18 protein-coding genes, 1 tRNA gene and 1 riboswitch are annotated in these 22,696 nt (G+C 31.5%); of the genes, 17 read left to right on the top strand and 2 right to left on the bottom strand.

The annotated features are described in order from the left end of the window. Positions 1–225 precede the first annotated feature (225 nt). The 8 genes from EHE19_RS12215 (at position 226) to dapB (ending at position 9,711) form a co-directional block, all read left to right on the top strand. Positions 226–1,779, top strand: coding sequence for a nitrogenase component 1 (locus EHE19_RS12215; RefSeq protein WP_137698608.1), 1,554 nt, complete (start codon positions 226–228; stop codon positions 1,777–1,779). A 15-nt stretch (positions 1,780–1,794) separates the two neighbouring features. Then, entirely contained in the window at positions 1,795–3,150 is a 1,356-nt protein-coding gene (locus EHE19_RS12210) for a nitrogenase component 1 (protein ID WP_137698602.1), read from the top strand. Between the two features lie 887 nt (positions 3,151–4,037). Then, the gene (locus EHE19_RS12205) at positions 4,038–4,454 is read left to right on the top strand and encodes a secondary thiamine-phosphate synthase enzyme YjbQ (RefSeq protein WP_137698601.1); all 417 of its coding nucleotides are present in this window, start codon (positions 4,038–4,040) and stop codon (positions 4,452–4,454) included. Between the two features lie 80 nt (positions 4,455–4,534). Then, on the top strand, positions 4,535–5,353 hold the full coding sequence (locus EHE19_RS12200) for a VanW family protein (protein WP_137698600.1): 819 nt from the start codon (positions 4,535–4,537) through the stop codon (positions 5,351–5,353). A 387-nt stretch (positions 5,354–5,740) separates the two neighbouring features. Beyond that, positions 5,741–6,505: a DUF975 family protein gene (locus tag EHE19_RS12195; protein ID WP_137698599.1), complete on the top strand. Its 765-nt coding sequence runs from the start codon at positions 5,741–5,743 to the stop codon at positions 6,503–6,505. A 111-nt stretch (positions 6,506–6,616) separates the two neighbouring features. Next, on the top strand, positions 6,617–7,063 hold the full coding sequence (locus EHE19_RS12190; protein ID WP_137698598.1) for a DUF3788 domain-containing protein: 447 nt from the start codon (positions 6,617–6,619) through the stop codon (positions 7,061–7,063). A 480-nt stretch (positions 7,064–7,543) separates the two neighbouring features. Beyond that, positions 7,544–8,341 carry a 3D domain-containing protein gene (locus tag EHE19_RS12185; protein WP_137698597.1) on the top strand — a complete coding sequence of 266 codons (798 nt, stop codon included), beginning with the start codon at positions 7,544–7,546 and terminating at the stop codon, positions 8,339–8,341. Between the two features lie 133 nt (positions 8,342–8,474). Further along, positions 8,475–8,615: riboswitch (cyclic di-AMP (ydaO/yuaA leader) on the top strand. A 235-nt stretch (positions 8,616–8,850) separates the two neighbouring features. Then, positions 8,851–9,711 carry a 4-hydroxy-tetrahydrodipicolinate reductase gene (gene dapB, locus EHE19_RS12180; RefSeq protein WP_137698607.1) on the top strand — a complete coding sequence of 287 codons (861 nt, stop codon included), beginning with the start codon at positions 8,851–8,853 and terminating at the stop codon, positions 9,709–9,711. Positions 9,712–9,762: 51 nt separating this feature from the next. Here the strand turns inward: dapB and EHE19_RS12175 are convergent, their stop codons facing one another. Then, positions 9,763–10,992 carry a D-alanyl-D-alanine carboxypeptidase family protein gene (locus EHE19_RS12175; protein ID WP_137698596.1) on the bottom strand — a complete coding sequence of 410 codons (1,230 nt, stop codon included), beginning with the start codon at positions 10,990–10,992 and terminating at the stop codon, positions 9,763–9,765. Positions 10,993–11,566: 574 nt separating this feature from the next. On the opposite strand from EHE19_RS12175, the gene EHE19_RS12170 reads away from it, so the two are divergent. The 5 genes from EHE19_RS12170 to EHE19_RS12150 all read left to right on the top strand — a co-directional run bounded on the left by EHE19_RS12170 (position 11,567) and on the right by EHE19_RS12150 (position 18,855). After that, positions 11,567–13,288 (top strand): spore germination protein, encoded by a 1,722-nt coding sequence (locus EHE19_RS12170; protein ID WP_137698595.1) that lies wholly within the window; start codon positions 11,567–11,569, stop codon positions 13,286–13,288. 132 nt (positions 13,289–13,420) lie between these two features. Beyond that, positions 13,421–14,530 carry a GerAB/ArcD/ProY family transporter gene (locus EHE19_RS12165; RefSeq protein ID WP_244648224.1) on the top strand — a complete coding sequence of 370 codons (1,110 nt, stop codon included), beginning with the start codon at positions 13,421–13,423 and terminating at the stop codon, positions 14,528–14,530. After that, positions 14,514–15,758, top strand: a complete 1,245-nt coding sequence (locus EHE19_RS12160) for a Ger(x)C family spore germination protein (protein WP_137698594.1) — start codon at positions 14,514–14,516, stop codon at positions 15,756–15,758. Before EHE19_RS12165 ends, EHE19_RS12160 begins: the two co-directional genes overlap by 17 nt. Position 15,759: 1 nt before the next feature. Further along, a complete protein-coding gene (locus EHE19_RS12155; RefSeq protein ID WP_171003620.1) occupies positions 15,760–15,930 on the top strand; it encodes a hypothetical protein in 171 nt (56 codons plus the stop codon). A gap of 453 nt (positions 15,931–16,383) precedes the next feature. Continuing rightward, positions 16,384–18,855 (top strand): tetratricopeptide repeat protein, encoded by a 2,472-nt coding sequence (locus EHE19_RS12150; RefSeq protein ID WP_137698593.1) that lies wholly within the window; start codon positions 16,384–16,386, stop codon positions 18,853–18,855. Between the two features lie 97 nt (positions 18,856–18,952). On the opposite strand, the gene EHE19_RS12145 is transcribed toward EHE19_RS12150, so the two are convergent. Further along, positions 18,953–19,028: transfer RNA gene (locus EHE19_RS12145), tRNA-Trp, on the bottom strand. Positions 19,029–19,417: 389 nt separating this feature from the next. Between EHE19_RS12145 and EHE19_RS12140 the strand changes: the two genes are divergently transcribed. From EHE19_RS12140 to yqfC, 4 genes are all read left to right on the top strand, one after another. Beyond that, on the top strand, positions 19,418–20,158 hold the full coding sequence (locus EHE19_RS12140) for a DUF881 domain-containing protein (RefSeq protein ID WP_137698592.1): 741 nt from the start codon (positions 19,418–19,420) through the stop codon (positions 20,156–20,158). After that, positions 20,139–20,840, top strand: coding sequence for a DUF881 domain-containing protein (locus EHE19_RS12135; RefSeq protein ID WP_137698591.1), 702 nt, complete (start codon positions 20,139–20,141; stop codon positions 20,838–20,840). The genes EHE19_RS12140 and EHE19_RS12135 overlap by 20 nt, the downstream gene beginning before the upstream one ends. A gap of 163 nt (positions 20,841–21,003) precedes the next feature. Further along, positions 21,004–21,918, top strand: coding sequence for a delta-lactam-biosynthetic de-N-acetylase (gene pdaA, locus EHE19_RS12130; RefSeq protein ID WP_171003623.1), 915 nt, complete (start codon positions 21,004–21,006; stop codon positions 21,916–21,918). Between the two features lie 414 nt (positions 21,919–22,332). Continuing rightward, a complete protein-coding gene (gene yqfC / locus EHE19_RS12125; RefSeq protein ID WP_137698589.1) occupies positions 22,333–22,668 on the top strand; it encodes a sporulation protein YqfC in 336 nt (111 codons plus the stop codon). Positions 22,669–22,696: the final 28 nt, after the last annotated feature.

Below are 22,696 nucleotides of genomic sequence, written 5' to 3'. Positions count from 1 at the left end.
CTTAAGCAAATTACTATTGGCTTTTGCCGATAGTAATTTGCTTATATACATATAATCCATTATTTATTATCCCCAACGCAGCTTTTGTGTAGGGGATATTTCAACACTTTTTTAATGGTGGCACTTTTATTCGTTAACTGTAAATTTATTACATTAATACCATTTAGAGATAGCATGGATAATCCAACAGCTTCATATACGGATAACATTGAAAGGATGATGAATATGGCAAAAAAGACAATCAATTTAGATATGACAGCAGTAGAAAACCGAGAGATGCGATTGGGAACTATAACTGCATGGGATGGTTCGGCTACAAAGCTTTGGAGGGAATCGAACTATGAATTAAGAAGCCAAAGAAAGCATGGAGAAGGTGATAGACCCAAAACCTGTCGCTTATGTGAACTGAATTCACCTCTTAATCAGCAAACAATGTGCGCTAATGCTATTGTTGAATGTCAGATAGGAAATATTACTGATTGTGTGCTCATTCAGCATGCACCTATAGGCTGTTCTGCTGATAATCCTTGGTTTAATCTTGCATTTAATATGGGATTGGGACGAAGAAATAAACCACCACAGAATTTGCAAATTTACAGTACAAATCTTCTTGAAAATGATATGGTATTTGGTGCATCGGATAAGCTCAGACAGACCATTCGCGACGCTAAAGTGCGATTTAATCCAAAGGCCATTTTTATTTCAATGGCATGTGCAACAGCAATTATCGGAGAGAATATTGACAGTATTGCAGAGGAGATGGAGGAAGAAATAGGAGTTACTGTTATTCCGCTACACTGTGAGGGATTCCGTTCAAAGCATTGGAGCACTGGTTTTGATGTTTCACAGCATGGTGTACTTCGTCAAATTGTAAAGCGTAAGCCAAAGAAGCAGAAGGATTTAATTAATATCGTTGCTCTTTGGGGTACTGATTATTTTACGGAAATTCTGAAACCACTCGGACTCAGAGTGAATTATATGATAGATATGGCTAGCTATGATGAACTAGCACAAGCATCAGAAGCTGTTGCAACAGCAACCTTCTGCCACACACTGGGTTCTTACATGGCAACAGCACTTGAGGAGCATTTTGGTGTGCCTCAGATTGATGCGCCACAACCATATGGAATTGCTGGAACGGATGCATGGCTCAGAGCTATTGCAAAGATAGTTGGTAAAGAGGCTGAAACCGAAGAATACATTAAAAGTGAGCATGAAAGAATTCTTCCTAAAATTAGTGAATTAAGAGAGAAATTCAAGGGAATAAACGGTTTTGTTATGACTGGTTCATCCTATGCACACAGCTTGATTTCTGTACTTCGTGAACTTGGCATTGGTGTTGAGGGCTCTGTTGTATTCCACCATGACCCCGTATACGACGGAGGACACGAAAATCAAGATACTTTACGTGAACTTATTGACACGTATGGAGATATACCGTATTTCACAGTGAGCAAGACACAGGCATTCCAGTTAAACGCTTTATTTAAGCGCGTAAAAACCGATTTCGTAATTATACGCCATCAGGGACTTGCACCAGAGGCGGCAAAGCTAGGTATTCCGTCGTTGGCAATGGGAGATGAACATTTTCCTGTAGGCTATGATGGAATAATCAGAACAGGTGAGGTCATTTTGGATATTCTTGCAAGAAAGAAGTTTAATGAAGTACTTTTAAGACATGTTAAAAGTCCTTACAACGACTGGTGGTGTTCTCAGGAGGATCCATTTCTTTTGGCAAAGCATCCCGAGATTATTGATGAAAGAGTTAAACTTGAATAAAGGAGAATTATAGCTATGGCTGAAAATATAACAAAAATACATAAAAAGAGTAATACAATAGTACATCCGCATTATGCCTGCGCTATAGGAGGAGCATATTCTGTGGTGGCAATCAAGGGTGGTATTCCTATTGCTAATTGCGGGCCAGGCTGTATGTATAAGCAGTATTTTTTTCTGGGATTTGAAAATGGATTTCAAGGCTCCATAAGTACAGGTGGTGGAAATGTTCCAAGTGCAAATGTAGGAGAAAATGATGTTGTATTTGGTGGAATGAATAAGCTTGATGACTTAATAAAATCCACTCTTGCTATTTATGATGGAGACTTATTTGTAGTAACTACTGGCTGTACAGGAGAACTTGTAGGTGATGATGTAGGTTCTGTGGTAAGAAAATACCAGGAGGCAGGTTATCCTTTGGTTTATGCAGACACAGGAGGCTTCAAGGGCTCTAATCTTATTGGTCATGAAATAGTTGTTAATGCTATTATTGATCAGTTTGTAGGAGACTACAAGGGCAAAAAACGTGAGGGATTAATTAATTTGTGGTTTGAAACTCCATATTTTAATACAAACTGGCGTGGTGATTATATTGAAATTGTTAGAATTTTAAGGGCAATTGGTTTTGATGTGAATGTTCTTTTTGGGCCCCAGAGTGGCGGAGTTGAAGAGTGGAAAAATATTCCAAAAGCGCAGTTTAATCTTGTTATATCGCCATGGGTTAGCGTTGGAATAGCAAAGTATTTAGAAGAAAAGTATGATCAGCCGTATTTGCACATTCCCGTTATTCCTATCGGAGAAGAAGCAACAACTGCATTTATAAGGCAGATAGTAGAATATGCAGGAATAAACTCTGATAAGGCGGAAAAGTTTATTGCGGAAGAATCAGAACTTTATTATTATTTTCTAGACTCATTCTCTCATTTCTTTGCAGAATATTGGTATGGCTTGCCTTCTCGCTTTGCTGTAGTAGGTGATAGTGCCTATACGCTTGCATATTCGAAATTTCTTGCAGATCAAATAGGCCTTATTCCAGTTAAGCAGATTATTACAGACAATCCCCCTGCAGCCTTTCGAGAGAAAATACGTTATGAATTTAGACAGCTTTCAGATGGAGTTTCTGTAGAGGTTGAGTTTATAGAGGATGGATATCTAGCTGAAAAGTCACTTGCCGAGGCGGATTTTGGTTCAAGCGTGCCTCTTATTCTAGGCTCTTCATGGGAGTCGGATGTGGCAAGAGAAAAGAATGCGCTTCTTTTGGAGATAAATGCACCATCATCTGGAACGGTTGTGCTAAACAGAAGCCACATAGGATATAGAGGAGCGTTACAGTTCATTGAGAGAATTTACACTGCTACTGTTGGCGGGAAATAATATATATTTCAGTATATCAAAATATTGTTCAGAAAAGTGATAGAGTAGCGCTGACTCCCCATTTTAAAATATATAAAGCCATCATATAAGAAATATACCTCTTGCATTATTTGTCAAGGTTGAAATTAACGCCTAAGCTTAGGGCGACCTTGACATAAGCAGGGTAGATGATGTGTGTACTCTTTCTTTGTGATTAAAATAATTCTATCTGTTTTTTAAACAAATATAGTTATTTGAAGAATGCAGCCAGTCTCGTTTTCAAAGGGTTTCAAGTTTTAAAATTCTATGTAGTATACTGCTATGTTCTATAATTTTATAATAATTTTATCCCCTAACTAGATATTTCTCTTTCTATTGCCTAGATTATTGTGTCTATAGCAAGTTCTTTAACCGTCTCAATTGGACAGCTTACAAATTATTGAGTTCAAGTTACAGCAAAGTAATTAGCTTTTGTATATTAATATGGCAGATTATAACGTAAATATAGTTATAACAAGTGCTCTATTGGTAAAGGTCATTTAAAATTTGGAAGTTTTATTGCTGACAGCCTGTGAGATTTGAAGTCAATTATTTTTGGCTAAATATTCGATGAAACCGGGCGATAATTTGGACTTGTTGGACCACGGCCAGTGGAGGTTTGAACTAAAATTGATTTAGTGACTGTTTTAGGACGGTGATTTTTCGTAAGCTATATTTACATTTAGCATAGGTTTGCTAGGATATGTTTTCTGCTGATGTATATGGTGTTATTATGGGAAAAATAGTATAATAACAGCATAAATATAAGTAAATTATAAGTTAACATAAGTAAAGATAAGACTGCTAATAGTAAAAACGCAAGTTCTCAAGCAAATATTGCTTAACCAAATATAAAGGGGGATATAACTATGAAATCATACAGAAAAGAGTTGTATTTTAATATACCAAGGAGAAGAGCATATATTAATATCAGTGCTGAGGTTCAAAAATGCATTGATGAAAGTGGAATAAAAGAAGGACTGGTGCTTGTTAATGCGATGAATATTACTGCAAGTGTATTTATAAATGATGATGAAATGGGACTACACCAAGATTTTGAAAAGTGGTTAGAAAAACTAGCACCTGAAAAGCCTTATAACCAATACAATCATAATGGTTATGAGAATAATGCAGATGCACACCTGAAGAGACAAATTATGGGCCGAGAGGTTGTGGTTGCTGTTACAAATGGTAAACTGGATTTTGGAACCTGGGAGCAAATCTTTTATGGTGAATACGATGGAATGAGAGAGAAAAGGGTGCTGGTGAAGATTATAGGAGAGTGACGATGATGAAAAAGGTGTAGTTCATAATAAAAATATGATATCTGTTACAGAAAATCAAATAATGAAGGAAATTATTAATAATGAGTAAGAAACTTTTAAGTCAGAGAAATAAATTTTTTTATTTTTTGGCTATTTGGTATAGAAGGTTGAAAAGATATTTTTGTTGGTATTTTGATTCGAATACATATGCAAAAAAGAGGCAAATAGAAAAGCTTCCGTTTAGAGTAAAAAAACATCAGTCTGTCTTGATAAGGAAGCTTGGAGATAGCGATATGATATTGCAGTACAATAAAGTTACCAATTTAAAAATTGCAATAGAAAGATTAAATGGAATAATTATTAAGCCTAATGAAGTATTTTCCCTATGCAGACTTATTGGATTGCCAACAAAAAGAAAGGGATATTTGCCAGGGATGGAACTTTTTAATGAAGAAGCAAGACCGGGTATAGGCGGGGGCTTGTGCCAAATAGCAAATTTAGTTCACTGGCTTGTTTTGCACAGCCCTTTAGATATTATAGAAAGGCATCATCATAGCTTTGATCCTTTCCCTGACGATGGAAGAATTCTACCATTTGGAAGTGGTGCTACAATATTCTATAACTATATTGATCTACAGATTAAAAATAATACGCCATATACATTTCAGTTTAATTTTTGGCTATCACAAAAGTGCTTAGAGGGTGAACTCAGAATTGACGAGGAATTACCTTATTCTTATCATGTGTTTGAACGAGAACATGAATTTTTAAAAATAGAAGATGAGTTCTTTAGAAAAAATGAAATATGGAGAAATAAAATTGCCAAATTTGCAAGTGGAAAAATCCTTGAAACTGAATTATTAATAAAGAATTTCTCGAAAGTGAAATATACTCCAGAATGCTTTAAGAATAGTAATTGATATAATATTATAAATTAAACAATTAAGAGGATACATGTTGGAAAAAGAAAAAATGGTCGTAAATAATCAGGCAAGCCATTAAACTGACTCCAGTAACAAAAGAAAAGAATAAGTTTTTATGGGGACTGCTTATTTAAATATTGATATTTATTATAATTAATTATTGTTGATTTATATAGTACGATATAGGCTATCAAAAAAGTTATTTTAAATTTAAGACATTTTAGAGTGACAATACGTATTATAATTGTAAACAATTTCTAGCAATTAAATATAGGAGTTAAGTATGATTTCATGGGGAAAGAAATAAAAATACTGAAATTTTATTAAGAAGATTTATTGAAATATAAGAAGACTCCTAAATTTATAAGAAAGAGGGATTATAATATGTGGTCAAGAGAAGAACTTAAAAGTAGGGCAAAGGCAGTTCTGAGAAATAATTATTGGAAAGCACTTTTAATTAGTTTAGTAATTGGAATTGCAAGTGGTTATAATGGCGGAAGCAGCAGATTTACTTTAAATGATAGTAACAATAATTATAGTGCTTCAAAAAACTGGATATTATCTGAATCGGTATTATCAAATATTACAGCCCAAATTATAGCAATATTTGCTTTAGGGGCTATTGTTATTACTTTAATTATTGTTTTTGTATCAGCCTTTCGAATATTGTTAGGATATCCTTTAGAGGTTGGTGGAAGAAGATATTTTATAAAATCTGCTAGATACGAAGATAATTCAAAATGCTTTAGTTTTGCATTTTACAGAGAAAACTACTCAGGAATAGTATTTACCATGTTATTAAAAGCCGTTCAAAACTTTTTGTGGTATCTCCTTTTCATTATACCTGGAATTGTAAAATCATATTCATATAGCATGGTTCCATACATATTAGCTGAAAATCCTAACATTGGTATCAGAAGAGCAATTGAAATTAGTAACAAAATGACTTATGGGCATAAATTTGATATGTTTGTATTGGATCTTTCCTTCATAGGTTGGTGGTTACTATGCGTGCTGACTTTAGGTATAGGAACTATATTTCTTGCTCCTTACATTAATGCCACTAAAGCAGAACTTTATTTAGTGCTGCGTGATTATGCCTTGAACACTGGCATTTGTAGTCATGAAGAACTGGCACAAGCAAATTAAATAACTTCACAAAAAAATATTGAATGTAAAAATAAATGTAAAAGAATTTTGTGTTCAAAAAAATCCTGTGCACAAAATTCTTTTGTATATTCCTAGAGGAGGTCAAATAAAATGCAATGGCATGAAATTTTTCCGCAAGATACGCAGCCTACTATGGAGGATATAGTTGAATATATTGGTGGGGAAGCAAAGCAGTTATGGCAAGAATTAATGGAGTATATAGAAGAGAAATACAAGGCCAAACCCAAGCTAACTTACAGTTGTTGTTCTGGTAAGCCTGGCTGGAATGTAAAGTTTCAAAAAAGCGGGCAATCTCTTGGAACCTTGTACCCAGAGGAAAATTCATTTTCTGTTTTGCTGGTTATTAGCTATAAGCTTGAACAAAAAATGGAGGCTATTCTTCCGGCTTTAACTGACAATATTGCAGAGATTTACAGGCATGCAGGAGATTATATGAAAATTGGAAAATGGGTTATGTTTCAGGTAAAAGATTTAGCTACATTAGAGGACTACAAAAAACTGATATCAGTTAAGTTGTCTCCTAAGAGCAGCAAGTAAATATGTACAAGAACAAATTTTGTTGTGCATATTTGGATATAGCACAAGTCCAGAAGTAGTAAGTAGCATAGGTACTAATGCAATGGTTGTTAGTTTTATTTGAAGCAGCTTTTATAAAGAATACAAATATATCAGCATAATTTTCGTGAACAATTCATAGATTGTACTATACAGTATGAATGATTTAAGTAGTTAACGCTTAAAGATATATACTATATTTTTAAAGTCTTATAACAGCTTCGTCCTAACATATTATGTAAATGTATTTATTCATGCTAAAATACAACAACAGTCCTATATTTATATGCATTGTGAATAATGTTATACAGAAGGTATAAATTGTATTTGAATTGGAAATATTATAAATAGTAAAATAATGGAAATTGGATTTCTGTATTTATTTCTGGTTCATAAAGATTTGTTAACATTATTATTACCACTAGAGATGATGTGGTTTACGTAATAAGGAGCATATAAAATATGGATGGTTCTGACGGCTATAATATAAATAAAAGCATTACCATTAAAGTACTTATGATTTTTTTGGTTTTAGCATGTTTAGTTCTTAGTTTTTACTGTATAAAGATGAATAACTTATTTTTAAAATATAAAGTGAAGTATGATAATGAATGTGCACAAGCAATGATAATAATGAAGTCTAACCAGTCCCTATCAATAAGAGAAAGGATGGCTAGGGACGAGAATAAAATGTTGGCTGAAAGCTTAAATAAGCAGTATAATGCACTCAAACAGGAAAACGAGAAAATAAAGAAAGAAATTAATGAACTAAAACAAAATAGAAAAAAAATAGAGGAGCAAAACAACGAATTACTAAAAGATAATCTTGAACTTCAAAAGTCACTTAAAAAAGCAGCATCAGTGGGTTTGACACCTCAATCTTATAAAATATATAATAGCGAATCATTGACTAATAGTAATATAAAAAAAGAATATATAGGAAAATTTCTAGGTACAGCCTATACGCCTTCGGTAGAGGAATGTGGAAATAACAAAGGAATAACAAGTTCTGGACACCCAATAATTCCAGGTGTGTCAGTTGCAATAGATAAAAAACATTGGCCATATGGAACGATATTTTACATAAAAGGCCTTGGCTATGCTATTGCTATGGATACAGGCAGTGCAATAAAGGGTAAAAATAGATTTGACTTTGCTGTATTTGATAAGAATTTTGCAAAAGCTTTAGGCAATCAGTATTATGATGTATATTTAGTAAAAATGGGAAATGGGAAGATTGATACATCTATTCTGGGTTAATCAACGTATTTTAGGGAAATTAAACTTCTATGTGGAAATGTTGACTTTTTTAATTGTGTACGATAAAATATGTTTGCTAAGTCAAAAAAATATATAAATTTTTAGAATCAGTGTCCATATTGCATTGGTGTCTAAAGATTTGTCGCTGAGTTATAGTTATTAAACTATAAGCGGGGGAACCATTAAATGGGGTGAATCCTGATAATTCAGGTAGGGTTAGTCTCTTGCAACCCGAATCCGACAGCTAACTTCGTAAGCGTTGGGGAGAAAGTGAATTTAATTTGATAATTCTATCCAATGCTACAGTTAATACTGTAGCATTTTCATTAACATTCATTTTCTTCATATTTATTAACACTTAAAAGTATAAGTGCAAAGTAAAAAACTTGCACAAAACTGCACTTTTGATTAAAGCGCAGCATTTTGATTATGCTGTAAGTGTCACATTCTAGTCGCTCTTTTAAAAGCAGTGGCTAAATCATTTTATAAATAAGGAGGAAAGCTTAGTGATCAAAATTTGCATAGCAGGTGTTGGCCGTACAGGTAAGGAAATTTCTAGAGCAATTTTAAATGACAAAGATCTTCATATTGTTTCAGCTATATGCAGCCCAAATAGCAAATCTTTGAACAAGGATTTAGGGAAGGTTATAGGTACTGATGATACGGGAATAATTATTAGTAGTTCTGAAAAACTGGAACAGGTGATTTTTAAAGACAAACCAGATGTTGTAATTGATTTTTCTAATCCAAAGGCTGCCCTAAAAAATGCAGTGATTTTTTCAAAGTATAAAGTTAATATTATAATAGGAACAACTGGATTTTCATCCTATCAGCTAAAAAAGATATATGTTTTAGCTAGAAAATACAAAAATGGAATATTATATGCACCTAATATTACTTTAGGCGTAAATGTATTGATGCTTCTTACAAATATAGCAGCAAGCCTTCTAAATAACTACGATTTTCAAATTACAGAGGTACATCACAAAAATAAACTAGACTCACCTTCAGGAACCGCAGAAAAAATTGCTTGTGAAATTCAGAATGGATTAAAAAATGTAGGTTCTCCAATTGCTAATAGTTATCAAATACCTATTAATTCAGTAAGAGCAGGAGGAGTAATTGGCAAGCATGAAGTTATGATTGTTGGAGAGGAAGATAAAATAGAAATAAGTCATGAATCTTTTTCTAGAAAAGCATTTGCTGAAGGAGCAATAAAGGCTGCTAAATTCATTCATAAAAAATCAGGTTATTTTGAAATGAAGGATGTTCTTGATTTAGAAAAGGTATTGAAAACATATATAGAAAATTCAAATAGATCAAAAAGGCAAAAAAGTTATAAAGGTAAGCTTGATGCAGAAATAGTCTAATAATGTACTTAATTTAATAATATAAAAACTTAGCTCACACACTCAAGTGAACTAAGTTTTTGTTCTTTTTAATACTTTAATAATTAGAATTATCAATTTATATATCACTATAATTAATTCAATGGTTAAAAGTATAAATACTATTATTGATAAATCTTGATTTTCCTTAAATATTGATTTTATTTTAGTTCTATAATCCTCTGGAGCTGTAACTGCTTTATCTGGATATAAATTAACTTCTACTACAGTGTCATCATTTAACGTGTAAGTCAATACGCCTGCAATTGTATCTGTACTAATAGGGAGACTTAGTTTTTTATTGATATCAAAGCTGATATTTTTAATAAAGCTGTCACCTTTTGGATATGTGTAAAGAACATCAATTTTACTAATTAAATCGACCTTGTAATCCTCAACAGTTATGCTTCTTAAAGGGGTATTCTTAGAAACTAGAACACCAGTAAAGAAGTTAGAAAAACCATAATCAAACAGCTGAGCAGTTTGTGATAGTGCTTTTTCTTCAGTTTCATCAAATACGACTGCTATTAACCGTCTATTATCTCTTGTTGCTGTAGTAACAGAAGTAGTTCCCTGCTGAGGAGTAGAACCAACCTTACCGCCATCAACACCTGAATAACTCCAAAAAAGCTTGTTTTGGTTAGTTAGAATTGAAGAGTTCTTTCCATTAATCCAAGCTACACCTTTTGAACCAAATAATGAATTAAAGGTAGGATTTGAAATTGCAAACTTTACAAGTTTTGCAATGTCTCTAGCTGACGTAAATTGTTTATCATCATGCAATCCCGTTGGATTTACAAAAAATGTATCAGTTAAATTTAACTCTTTTGCTTTGTCATTCATATAACCAACAAATTTATCTATACTACCATTACCAACATATTCAGCTAAAGCTATTGCAGCATCATTTCCTTGTGATAATATAATGCCGTATAATAAATCTTCTACGCTATAAAGATTTCCAACTACAAGATTCAAGGAGGAACCATTAATTTTGGCTGTATTTTTACTCACAGTAACCATAGAGTTTAATTGAGATTTCTCAATGGTTATTAAAGCTGCCATCAGCTTACACATAATAGATGGCGGATTAATAGCATCTGCTCCCTTTTCATATAATACTTGACCTCTGGTAGTATCCATCAAAATAGCTGAAGTGGCAGATAAATCCTCTTCAGGTGTCCAAGCGAAAACAGATACGCTATTAAATATTAAAATAAATGCTAATACAATTAAAATGGTTATTGTTGATTTATTTTTCATTTTTCTCCTGTGGAAAAAATACTTATTAATAATTAATATTTCTAATTAAATATATAATAATTTATTATGTAATAATTAACAAGCAAAAAGTATTAAGAAATTATTAAAAAAGTATTACAGCAATTAACCGACAAATTTAAACAAATATCTTTAACCAAGCAATCCATTTATCTAAGTTGTACTCGCGTATCAGTATAAATTTATAAATTGAAAGCTGATTATTCAATTATATTTTTATTGTGTTTAGTTACATGTATATTAATGTAATTTATTTACCATAATACTTTTGATTGGTTATATTACCTAAATTCAAAATAAAATTTTTTATAAATGAGGTTTTCTCACTGCATAAAAACCAAAGAGGTACCAGATATTTATACAGTATGAGATATTTTCTTGTCTCATTAAAATACTTAGCCTCAAGATGTTATTTTTATGGAATAGCGGGATGTAAGTAGGTCAGGAGGTATTCTCGCTGCATAAAAACCAAAGAGTTACTAAATACTTATAAAAGCAGGGGACATTTTTTTGCCTAAATATATTTCATAATTTTGTGCTGAAAAGGAGTATTAAATTGGGACTATTTAAATCTATCAGTAAATATATTATTTATAAAGAAAAACCTATAAAAAATGATTTTGTTCTGGAAGAGAATAAAGCTATAAATTGCGATACTGCAAAGAATGTTTCTTCTCTGGATGTATTTAATAAAAAAGAACTTGAAGGAGCCTTTATAGGCTGTCCAGTTAAAGATGATATTTTAAAAAATAAGATAACAAATGATATTGAACTTAATAAAAAAGTAATTAAGACAACCTATGACATCCCTAAAAATAGCGATATAGTACTTAGGGAATTCAATTTGACTGTTAAGGAGAAATCAGTTAAAGCCTTTATAATTTTTATTGATGGGATGACAAACAGTACTAATATTAGTAATTTCATTTTGCAACCACTCATGCTTCTCTCAAACATTAAAATATATGATGAAACAAAAGCTATAGGAGATTATATTTTTGAAAGGTTGATAACATATAATCAGATAGAAAAAGCTGAAAGTTACACAGATGTGGTAAGTGCTGTCAATTTTGGCGGGTGTGGGATATTTATTGAGGACTTGGAATATGCATTTGTTGCAGATATAAAAACATGGGAACATAGAGGGATTGACGCACCTAAATCAGAAACTGTTATTCGCGGTCCTCAGGAAGCGTTTAATGAACAGCTCAGATCCAATACAGCTTTAATAAGAAAAATCCTTAAAGACAAGGATTTAATAATACAAAGTGTATCTGTAGGTGATAGAAGCAATACTCCTTGCGCTGTATTGTATATAAAAGATATAGCAAATGATTCGTTAGTTCGTGAAGTATTAAAAAGAGTCAAAAGTATAAAGGTAGATTATATATTTGACTCTGGTGAGTTGGAGCAGCTATTGGAAGATAGCACATTTCTTACAGCTCCTCAAATATTTGCAACAGAACGTCCGGATAAAGTAGCAATGATGCTTTCTCAAGGAAATGTTGCAGTTATTTTAGACGGAAGCCCTCATGTTTTGGTAATGCCTGCTACTATAACAGAATTCTTGCATACAACAGAGGATAGTAATGTCAGGTATCCATATGTAAATTTTATACGCATAATAAGAATTATTGGTATAGCTCTTGCCCTTTTATTGCCTGGAACGTATATTGCTATAACAAATTTTCATCAAGAAATGATTCCAACTAATTTATTGTTTGCAATTGAGGCGTCAAGAGAAAATGTACCTTTTCCTTCAATAATTGAAATATTAATAATGGAATTCTGCTTTGAGTTAATAAGAGAAGCAGGACTTAGGGTACCAGGAGCAATTGGTTCTACCATAGGTATAGTTGGAGGTCTTATTCTTGGACAAGCAGCTGTATCTGCTAATGTAGCCAGCCCAATTATGATTATAATTGTTGCTATTACAGCTTTGGGTTCATTTACAGTACCTAGCTTTTCTATGTCCTTTTCTGTAAGAATAATTAGATTTGCGTATATAATTCTTGGAGCGATAGCAGGATTTTTAGGCATATCATTGGGTTTAGTTATAAATTCTTTGGTATTTGCGTCATCGAAATCATTTGGTGTACCCTTTTTAACACCTTTTGCACCAATTACAAATGGTAAGTATGCAGATAAGCTGACAAGAAAGCCGACATGGAAACAGGAAAGAAGACCGGATTATTTAAATGTTAAGAATATAAAGAGTCAGCCTAAAATAAGTAGAGGATGGACAGAAAAAGACTCGGACACTGAGGATGATAAGTAAAAATATATATGATACTAATTATCAGTATATGTTTTGAAACAACTAAAATAAGTGCTATGTTAATATAAAGGAGGAAGGATTCCGTGCCAGTAAATTCGCTGAATTTACCTTAATATGGAGCATGGATATATTATGAAGAATAAAATTGGTTTTGGATCATGGGAAGCAACAGCTCTGATGGTGAATTTTGTATTTGCTAATATAATGCTTGTATTCCCTCGGAATGTAGTAAACTTTGGGGGAAGTGCTTGCTGGACTATTCCTATTATCATAACTATAATTGCAATTTGTTATTTTGCACTCTTAGCTAGGTTATACAAAAATATTGGCAGTTTAGACTTAATAGACATTTCAGAGTGCATTGGCGGTAGGGTTTTTAAAGTTATAATTGGACTATTGATAACAGCATTTTTAGTATTTGTAGTTTCTATTTTTATGGGAGCTTTTACACAAACACTAAAAATTATTTCTTTAAACAAATCAACATTTAAGTATGTTGAAATGCTTTTCTGTGTTGGAATGGTAATAAGTGCATTTTACGGAATAGAGAGTATTGCAAGGATAAGTGCTTATTTAGTACCTATAATAGTTTTTGGCTTTATTTTGATAACTATAGGTGTTATTCCTGACTTTAGATTATATAATCTATTTCCTATTTTAGGTGAAGGTATTATATCAATTTCAAAGGGAAGCATATTAAAGCTTAATGTGTTTTTTTCTTTTATTATCTTATTTTTGATGGTTCCGTTTTTTAAAAAACAACATCTTAAAAAAGTAGGATATTCCTATATAATCATATCGGGATTACTATTACTATGGTCCGCACTTAGCTTTATTCTTATATTTCCATATGAACTGGCTGTAGACAAAAAGATACCTATATTTCAGCTAGCTAGACACATAGAATTTGGAAATTATATTCAAAGAATTGAGTCTATTTCAGTATTGATTAGTTCTATTTGCGCTATCATTTTTTTAGGAGCAATATTCAATTTCATTATATATGTGCTTGAAAAATCACTTGATTTAAAACAATCTAAGCCTATAATTTTACCAATAGCTATTATTGTATTTTCACTAGCTTATCTTTCAAAAGCGTATAATATTGATTTTCTAGGCATTGGCATAGTAAATAGTATATTGCTTATTGGAATGATTATACCTTTGATTTTAATTATAATTGGTTCAATTAAAAAAGTGGGATTAAGCGGTAAAGGAGACAAAAATGAGCAGAAAACTTAAAACTTTAATTTTGCTACTAATTACAATAATTTCTGTTGTTTCAGTTTCAGGCTGTTATGATAGTAATGAAGTAGATGATTTGGCTTATGTAATAGCAATAGGCGTAGACAAGGCCGATGATAATTCTTTTAATCTTACATTTCAAACTGCCGTTCCCAAATCTATTACAGGTGGTGAGGGAGAAAGCACAGATATCAAGACTTTTAAAACTGATAATTTTTTAACTGGATTAAAAAAAACTAGTGCCTATTTAGAAAGAAAAATAAATTTGTCACACACTAAAATAATAGTTGTTTCTGAGGAAGTGGCAAAAGAAGGCATAATGGCTTTTCTGAATGGTTTACAACAAAATATAGAGCTTAGACCTAGTGTTGAAATCATTGTTTCTTCAGAGGGAGCTCAAAAATATATTGAATCTATAAAGCCAAAACTTTCATCAAGCCCTGCAAAACACTATGATTTACTATTTAAATCTTTTGAAACTGATTTTCTTGTAAAAGATACCCAATTAGAAGACTATATGTACAGAGCTAAGTACAAAAGCACTCAGCCTATTGCAATCTATGCAGCTATAGATAAATCAATCAATGATGAGGAAAAATCTGATAACGGAAATAAAAAGCAAGAGGAAGAAGATAAAAAAGATGAAGAAAGTAGTAAAGAAGATAAAGATAAAGATGATAAAAACAAAGGGGATGAAAATAAAGAGGGAAGTATGTCAGTAGCGGGTTTGGCAGTTTTCAAAATGGACAAAATGGTTGGAAAACTCAATAAGGATGAGGCAATGTTATTTGCATTAATGACAAGCACAAAAAATAAAGAAATAGAGATAGTTGACCCTTTGGATGATAGGTTTAAAGTATTAGGGAATGTTACAAAATTAAGGACATCTTCCTCTAAAGTTAAAATAATTAATGGGAAACCTCAAATTAATATAAAATTAGACTTGAATGTTGATGTGAAAGCAGTACAAAGTGACAATGATTATGATGACCCGGAAAATGGAGCTAAACTTAAAGCTGCATATGAACAATACCTAAATGAGGGGATAAAAAAACTACTTGATAAGACTACAAAGGAATTAAAGTCAGATATATTTGGATTTGCTCAAGAAGCCAAGAAAAATTTTTTAACAATTGATGATTGGGAAAATGCCAATTGGGATGATATTTTTGTTAAGTCAGAATATGAATTAATGGTTGATGTTAAAGTAAGGAGACAAAGTTAATATGATAGTCAATATAATTTCTTATTTAGCAGTAATTTGGATAAGTATTTATTCTATTAGTTTTGGTGTATGGACATGGAAAAATAATAACAAGTTTGGCGGGATGATGATTATGTTGATATCCTTAATATCATTGGCATTACCAGGATATTTTTTGTTCTTTGTTCAATAGTTGTTTTTACTCAGCCGTTGACAACACAATATTTAGAACTGTAAATTGTTTAAATAGCAATTAACTGGCAGAGTTTTTGTTATTAAACAAAGCCCAAATTTGAATTATTTAACAGACGATTTATTGGATTTATTCAAAAAAATATGCTTTTCTGTGGATAAATATGTTTACTAATGTCATTGTTTTTCTTTTTTGCTTGTATTAAGATATATAGAAAATCTTAATAGAAACTATACAGAAAATTATAATTAAATTATTAAAAAGTAATTTAATTATTGTATAATTATTTTATTACATGTAAAAAAGTGCTATATATTTAAATTAATAACATATAAGAATTGTAAATATAAGTATCACGTGAACAAGTTATTATATGCTATGTCAGAATAAAGGACTTTAAAATATATGTAAGGTATGATTAAAATGTGAAAATAACATCAGGGAGTGACAGTAATGAAAAAAATATATACAAGCAGGAATAGTCGTAAAAATAAGAATCAAATACATGAAGAAGATTATTATTATATTCAGTCTAATATTTTTCCAAAGACTCTTGGTAAATTACCATTTTTACCAAATGTGTTTGTGGAAAGACAAAATGATATAAAGAATATTAGAAACTTGCTTTTGGAAGGCAATAACCCCTTGGTTTTGTTCAATAGAGAAGCTGGTATAGGGACAACATCTGTTGCTTCAAAATATTACTATGAATTCCAGAATGAATATAAACATATTGGGTGGGTACATTGCAAAAAAAACATTTGCACAGCTGTATTAACTCTGGCACAGTCATTAGGAATAGAGTTTAATGAAAAAATGGCAGAAAATAAGAGATACAAATGTATACTACAGGTGCTTTCATCTATTGAAAAACCATGTTTGCTAATAATAGACGATGTAAATGACTATGAAGATCTAAAAAATAACATAGATAAACTAAATGAATGTTCAAATTTACATATATTAATTACAACAAATATTACAAACTTTAATCTTATTAAGAACTATCATGTTAAAGAACTAAATGAAGAACAGATTGTTGCACTTTTCAGAGAATATTATCCTATGCATAAAGATTCTGACAATGTTCTATTAGGTGAAATATGCCGTGCAGCAGGATATAATACACAGGTTATAATAATGTTTGCAAAGCACCTCTATGAGTTCAATCAGGTTCGTGAAACATATTCACTAAATAAACTTCTTGAAGAATTTCAGAAAAAAGGACTTTTTTTGGCTAAAGACAATCAGATTATTGGTACTGAATATCATGTTTATGGAGGTATTAATGAGGAAAAGCCGGAAGATATTTTGAAGGTATTATTAGAAATAGGAGATTTAACAGAGCAAGAAAAATCACTTCTTTCAGTCTTTGCAGTACTACCATCAATAGGTATTACACATAAAGATTTGACTGACTTATTATCACAGGTTAAAGGTATTGAACTGATTCTAGCAACTCTTTCTCAAAAGGGCTGGATAGATTTCAATGAATCCACAAAAACCTATAAGTGCAATACTTTAGTACAGGAAACGATAAAGAAAAATAAGAGTTCGATGGAATTACTAGATGACTGCAATGTGTTAATTGAGTCACTTATCAGCAGGTTGGAGTATGAGCCAGGAACAGGACATCTAACAAAAATTTCTTATGAAAAGGCAACCACCATTATTGAATATTCAGAGGCCATTTTACAATTTTTTAAGACTGCAGAAAGAAGTATTTCTGTGTTATGTGAAAGGATAGGCCGATATCACGCAACTGTAGGCAATTTGACTAAAGCATTGGAATATTATGAGGAGTGTACAGAACTTAAAAAGAAGTTATATAATGAATACCCTACAAATACGGGGTTTAAATTCGGTTTAGCTATTGCTTATTCACAGTTAGGTACAGTATATAAAAATATAGGAAACTTAAGAAAAACATTAATGTGCTTTAAAGAAGATGCTAAGTTAACAAAGGAGCTATACGAAGAGTACCCAAACAGTGTAGCCCTAAAAAATGGTTTGGCAATGTCCTACTCACAGTTGGGAGCAACTTACCAGAATACATATAATTTTAGTAAGGTTCTTGAGTACTTCGAACAATATACAAAACTTAAAAAAGAGCTATACGAAGAGTATCCAAATAATATGGGATTTAAAAATGGCTTAGCGGTATCCTATTCAAAGCTGGGAACTGCATATAGAGATAATGGGAATATTCCAAAGGCATTAGAGTGCTTTAATGAAGAAATAAAACTTTTTTCAGAATTATATGAAGCAAATCCAACTAATATAAGAATTAAAAATGCACTGGCAATATCTTATTCAAAACTTGGATTATTATATAAAAATATGAATAATTTCGATAAGGCATTAAAATATTTTATGGAAGACACCAAGCTTACAAAGGAACTATATGAGGAGAACCCTGGAAATGTAGGCTTCAAAAATGGATTAGCAGTATCCTATTCAAAACTTGGTTCTATGTACAAAAGTAAGGGGGAATTGAGTAAGGCCTTGGAGTACTTTGAAGAGTATTCAAAGTTAAAAAAGGAGTTATACGAGGAGTGTCCAGACTTTATTGGATTTAAAAACGGTTTAGCAATATCCTATTCAAAGCTTGGTTCAACATATAAGAATATGGGTGATTTAAATAAGGCATTAGAATACTATGAAAAATACATCAAATTAAGAACTGAATTACATGAAGAATATCCTCAAAATATTGGATTGAAAAATAGCTTAGCAATAGCATATTACAAAATAGGAATGTTTTACAAGGATTATAAAAATAGCAAAAAAAGAGCTTACAAATATTTTCAGGAGTCTGAAAAGCTATTAATTGAACTGTTGAAATACATGCCTCAATCTGTAATATTTTCTAGCTTTTTGGATAAGGTTGAAAAAAGGATGAAAAGCTTAAAAAACATTCATTAGCATTAATGTACATCTGCAAAGTACCCAAATTATTTTATGTTAACAGCTTTTTGGATACAATAAAAGCTTAGAACCCTTACAGTTCTAAGCTTTTATATGGCAGGGGTGGGGGGACTCGAACCCACAGCCAACGGTTTTGGAGACCGGTACTCTACCAATTGCGCTACACCCCTAAGACGAATATTAGTATACAATAGACTTTATACTCTTGTCAATGATAAAATTAAAAAAATTGTGGAAATTAATAAAATTAAAAACTTGAGAAATATTTGTTATTACTTGATTAATATAAACAATATAAGTACAATAAATAGTATCTTTAATTGTTTGTAACATAAGTACTATTATATAGTATTTATTGTTTATATTTATTGTTTATATTTATTGTTTGTAATAAGGCAAGAAAATGTTCTCCACTTCTATAAGTGGTGGATATAACTTTGTATATTAGGCTGTGAGATTATCTTCTGCCATAATAAAACGCCGTTAATGTAATAAATTTTCTATAATCGAATATATAATCGAAAATTATATAGATTCTAGGCGTTATAAGAGGGACAAAATGAAATTAAAAGGATTTAGAGTTAACGATAGATATATTATTTTATTATTTGCATTTATGCTGCTTGGAGCTTTAATCACTCTTCAGATTAGAAGTACAGTTAGTGTGCAGCGGCAGGCAGCTGATATACTGAATACTGACAAGCTAAAAATTCAGCTGGATGAAAAGATTAAAACAGGTGAGAAATATAAGGAACAGATTGAAAAGCTGGAGAATGATAAGGCTGCATTTTTGGCTGCTCCAATTAATAATGTAAGTATTTCTCAAAAAAAAGAACTTGAATATTTAAAACTCATATCTGGTTTGACTGATGTTACTGGAGAAGGAGTAATAATTACATTGAATGATGCAGAATTTCCTGATTCTGAAATAGTAATGGATTATATTATTCATGATAATGATATATATAATGTCGTTAATCAATTAAAAATAGCGGGTGCGCTTGCTATATCAATTAATGATGAGAGAATTATAGCCACAAGTGAGTTGATATGTGCAGGACCAACTATAAAAATCAATAACAATAGATATGCCGTACCTTATACAATTAAAGCAATAGGAGATTCGGACGTGCTATATAAAGCTCTTAAGGAAAGCTATATAATTAACGATATGTTAACACTAAAAAAACGTGTAACAATATCCCAAGAAAAAGATATTGTAGTACCTAAATTTACAAATGATATTAATAGTCTGATTTCCAGACTGGAGGTAATAGATTATGAAGACAAAAAAAATTAGCAGCAATATATCCATATCAATAATTTGTATATTATTGGGGCTGGCACTTTCGTGGCAGTTCCAAAGTATAAGGAATAATGCTAGTGCTATGAAACTTGAAAACCAAAAAAAGGATGATTTAGTTGTCAAAATTCTTAACGAGCAGAAAAATAATGAAAACCTTAAGGCTAAGCTTAATGAGTTACAAGTTCAAATAAATAAATTTGAAGATGCAAGTGGTAATTCAGATGAAAACATGAAGCTGTTATCCGAAGAAATTAAAAAATTGAAAATTGTTGCTGGATTAACTGATGTTAAAGGAAAGGGAGTAATTATAACCTTTGCAAAAGAGGATTCGTTAAATGTAGCCGACGATGATCTTTTATCAATACTAAACGAGTTGAGAGCAACGGATGCGCAAGCTTTGGCAATAAATGACCAGAGGGTTATTGATACCACAGAGGTTAGAGCCGCTGGAGGCTATATTATGGTAAATGGACGTCATGTCATTCCTCCATATCAGATAAAGGCTATAGTTGATCCTGATAATGCTGTAAATGCTTTGAGCATGATTGGAGGGCCTTTGGAAAAGATAAAATTGTTTATCGATGTTGATGTTAAAAAATCTGATGAAGTTGTCATACCTAAAATCAGTGAGGAACTAATAAAAACAAACAAGCTTACTCCAGTTGAAAACAAATAAAATTAAATTCTTGAGTCTTATATATGTTATTACATGTATAAGGCTTTTTTGTTGTTCTCAAAAACTATAAAACTATATATAAATATATGAGAAGTGTTTTTTTTATTATACTTAGCTTTTTATTCAATGATTATGCTTAGGATAGTGAGGGATTATTTTGAAAATGAAAAAAGTTGTTACCTTGGCTGTTTTGCTTATAATTTTAGCTGTTATAGTAAACTGTGTTGTTATGCGAAGATACAATTCAGATGCAAATTCAAACCTTTCAGACCTAGGCGGTGTTTTCAGCGTAAGCAGCAGAAGTATTGATTACTCTACAGAACTTACAGGAAATTTATCGGAAGAGGTAGATTCTGAAAATTGTATATCATTACAAAATGAATTTCCTTATGGGAAGAAGCGCTGCTGGGGAATAAGAAGGCAGCCTGATAATAAGACGCCTATAGCTGATCCAGGAACAGATAAGCTGCTTGAAAAATATGGCGGCAAGTATGTTGGTGATGTAAATAAAAAAGTAATTTATTTAACTTTTGATGAGGGCTATGAGAATGGATACACATCTAAAATACTTGATGTTTTAAAGGAAAACAATGTCAAGGCAGCATTTTTTATTACAGGGCCTTATCTTAATGAGCATCAGGATTTAGTAAGAAGGATGGTTGAAGAGGGGCATACAGTTGGAAATCATACAATTCATCATCCAAGTTTACCAGAAAAGAGTGATTCGGAGATTGAAGAGGAGGTTCTTGGGTTAGAGAGAGCTTTTACTGAAAAATTTGGAGCAAAAATGAAGTTCCTTAGACCTCCAAAGGGTGAATATAGTGAAAGAACTCTTAGTATTACCAGTAAGCTAGGTTATTGCAATCTTTTTTGGAGTTTTGCATACGATGATTGGTATAGAGATAAAATAAGAGGGCCAGAGTATGCATATAAAATGGTAATGAAAAATTTGCATAATGGTGAGATAATACTGCTGCATGCTGTATCAAAGGATAATGCGGATGCACTAGATATGATAATTAAAGGAGCAATTGCAAGTGGATATGAATTTGGAAATGTAGAAGATTTGGCAAATTAGTTTTTATTGCTAGTCATTGACAATATGTATACAATTCACTTTTTTGTACTAATTTTAGGAAACTTTGGCTTAAAATCCAAACTATCGACCCTTATCGTAGATATTTAAACGATAATAATTGATTTGTTGATTAAAAACTAATTCATTATATGAATTTATTTATCTTTATGAATTTATTTGACTTTGTAACTTGTTATTGCCGTGCCGCTGCACCAGAAATTAATAGACCTTAGCAGCATATATCTGCGAAGTTTGATTGTATAAGAAAAAACTCTTAATCAAAGTTCGTGAGAATATAGTACTTAGTTTGAACTCAACCAACCAAAAGTGTATTTTGACAGATAAGAAAGCAGAGGTACACCACTGAAAGTTTACCAAATTTGTAATCAAAAGTGGGTGCAGGAGGATAGTGTAATGCAAAAAATAGAGAAAATCAGTAAAGGTAAACATACTAAAAATAATAAAAATGTTAAGCCTGAATCAAAAATTAAAATAAAAGAAAAGTTTACTGAATTGTTAGAACTGCCAAAAGAAATAGTATTAGATATGCCCAAACTAACTATGTTGGGTAATGGAGACTTAATTATAGAGAACTATAAAGGTATTGCTGAATACGTTGAAGATGTTTTGCGAGTTAATACTACATCAGGAACTATTAAAGTAAAAGGAACTAATGTTTATATTAAGGAAATTACATCAGAAAGTATAATGATTTATGGCAATATTTTATCGCTGGAATTTTTAAAATAGCAATACTTAATTAATATAGTACATAAAA

The organism is Ruminiclostridium herbifermentans, assembly GCF_005473905.2.
Classification (GTDB): domain Bacteria; phylum Bacillota; class Clostridia; order Acetivibrionales; family DSM-1351; genus Ruminiclostridium; species Ruminiclostridium herbifermentans.
This window is presented reverse-complemented; position numbering and strand designations above follow the sequence as displayed.

Coding starts and splice junctions, on each gene's coding strand:
- EHE19_RS12215 (WP_137698608.1), top strand. CDS start 226: ATGGCAAAAAAGACAATCAATTTAGATATGACAGCAGTAGAAAACCGA.
- EHE19_RS12210 (WP_137698602.1), top strand. CDS start 1,795: ATGGCTGAAAATATAACAAAAATACATAAAAAGAGTAATACAATAGTA.
- EHE19_RS12205 (WP_137698601.1), top strand. CDS start 4,038: ATGAAATCATACAGAAAAGAGTTGTATTTTAATATACCAAGGAGAAGA.
- EHE19_RS12200 (WP_137698600.1), top strand. CDS start 4,535: ATGAGTAAGAAACTTTTAAGTCAGAGAAATAAATTTTTTTATTTTTTG.
- EHE19_RS12195 (WP_137698599.1), top strand. CDS start 5,741: ATGTGGTCAAGAGAAGAACTTAAAAGTAGGGCAAAGGCAGTTCTGAGA.
- EHE19_RS12190 (WP_137698598.1), top strand. CDS start 6,617: ATGCAATGGCATGAAATTTTTCCGCAAGATACGCAGCCTACTATGGAG.
- EHE19_RS12185 (WP_137698597.1), top strand. CDS start 7,544: ATGGATGGTTCTGACGGCTATAATATAAATAAAAGCATTACCATTAAA.
- EHE19_RS12175 (WP_137698596.1), bottom strand. CDS start 10,992: ATGAAAAATAAATCAACAATAACCATTTTAATTGTATTAGCATTTATT.
- EHE19_RS12165 (WP_244648224.1), top strand. CDS start 13,421: ATGAAGAATAAAATTGGTTTTGGATCATGGGAAGCAACAGCTCTGATG.
- EHE19_RS12160 (WP_137698594.1), top strand. CDS start 14,514: ATGAGCAGAAAACTTAAAACTTTAATTTTGCTACTAATTACAATAATT.
- EHE19_RS12155 (WP_171003620.1), top strand. CDS start 15,760: ATGATAGTCAATATAATTTCTTATTTAGCAGTAATTTGGATAAGTATT.
- EHE19_RS12150 (WP_137698593.1), top strand. CDS start 16,384: ATGAAAAAAATATATACAAGCAGGAATAGTCGTAAAAATAAGAATCAA.
- EHE19_RS12140 (WP_137698592.1), top strand. CDS start 19,418: ATGAAATTAAAAGGATTTAGAGTTAACGATAGATATATTATTTTATTA.
- EHE19_RS12135 (WP_137698591.1), top strand. CDS start 20,139: ATGAAGACAAAAAAAATTAGCAGCAATATATCCATATCAATAATTTGT.
- pdaA (WP_171003623.1), top strand. CDS start 21,004: ATGAAAAAAGTTGTTACCTTGGCTGTTTTGCTTATAATTTTAGCTGTT.
- yqfC (WP_137698589.1), top strand. CDS start 22,333: ATGCAAAAAATAGAGAAAATCAGTAAAGGTAAACATACTAAAAATAAT.